We start from the raw sequence: 1,304 nt of genomic DNA, 5'->3' as shown, positions 1-1,304 counted from the left end.
CGCTTTACAATGCCATCACTTAAAAGTTGATAAACCTGTTTTAAATCATCTCGATTTGCTTGGGCTAATAAGCTTTGATGCATTGCCAAGATATTCTGATCTCCTCGCATTGCAGGTCCTGTTTGCATTTGCTTTGGATTATTTTCAGTAGCTTTTTTTGCTGTTTCCAGAATTAATGGATAAAGCAAGCCAAAGTCGACCTGTTCCGCGTCTACGACTTGCTTTGCCATATCAAAACAATAATTACTAAAATTACAGGCAAACACGGCTGCCAAATGCAAAGTTAAACGTTGTTTGGAGGTGTATTGATACACTCGCTTACTTAGGCTATTTGCTAAATCAGAAAGTATTGCTAAGTCATCTTTATTGGTCGCCTCTACAAATAATGGTGTGGCTTTCCAATCAACATCTCTTTCTAAGCTAAATGTTTGTAATGGATAAAACACCCCTGCTTTTTCATGTACCTGACTGATGACTTGAATGTCTGTACTCCCCGAAGTATGAACCATAAGCATTTCGGGAAATAACTCGTGTACCTGCGTTGCAAGTTCAGTAATAGCACTGTCTGAAACAGCTAGAATAATTAAATCGCTTGGTTGAAACTCTTGAAGAGACTGACATGCTTTCGCTTGAATTTGCTCTGCAAACTTCTTGGTTTTCTCAAAATCACGTGCATAGACTTGTACGATGTTATGTCCCTTAGCCAAAAGTGCCTTTGCCAAATGAAAGGCAACACGCCCACTCCCTAACAAACTAATTTTCATGCCAACCTAACAATATTTATTTCTATAAAAAAAGCTTCTCAAAATGAGAAGCTTTTTTCAAATTAGAATTCAATAAAATCTGTTTTTTATTGAGCTACTGAAAACTCAATACGACGGTTTTTAAAGCGTCCTTCTTCGGTCGTATTGTCTGCAACTGGCTGTTCTGAACCATGGCCTTTAGCAACCAGTTTAGAAGCATCCACTCCTTTAGAAACTAAATAATCTACTACTGCTTGAGCACGTCGTTGAGAAAGCGCTTTATTAGCAGCGGCATTCCCTGTTGAGTCGGTGTGACCGCCTACATCTAACTTAACACCAGTCACTTTATTTAAAAGAGTTGCTGCTTGATCAAGAATAGCTTTGTTATCTGCAGGAATGTCACTTGAGCCACTCGCAAAGTTAATAATTTGTAAATTAAGTGCTTTAACTAGTGCGTTTACATCTACATTGGTCGGGTCAATTGCAGTTAAGGCTGTGTGTGAAGCACTTAAACTGTTGCTTACAGACTGTTCAGCTGTTTCTGGCGCTGCGGCAACAACT

At 39.0% G+C, this 1,304-nt stretch carries 2 protein-coding genes; both read right to left on the bottom strand.

The genetic code is table 11. The features are described 5' to 3' along the window. A partial coding sequence (locus tag VXQ92_RS18540; RefSeq protein WP_416682797.1) for a Rossmann-like and DUF2520 domain-containing protein occupies nt 1-764 on the bottom strand: 764 nt, incomplete at its 3' end. Between the two features lie 86 nt (nt 765-850). Next, on the bottom strand, nt 851-1,304 hold a 454-nt coding region (locus tag VXQ92_RS18535), incomplete at its 5' end, for an OmpA family protein (protein WP_416682796.1).

The sequence above is a fragment of the Acinetobacter sp. 228 genome (assembly GCF_048147885.1).
Note: the sequence above shows the minus strand (reverse complement) of the source record. Positions and strands in the feature narration are given on the sequence as shown.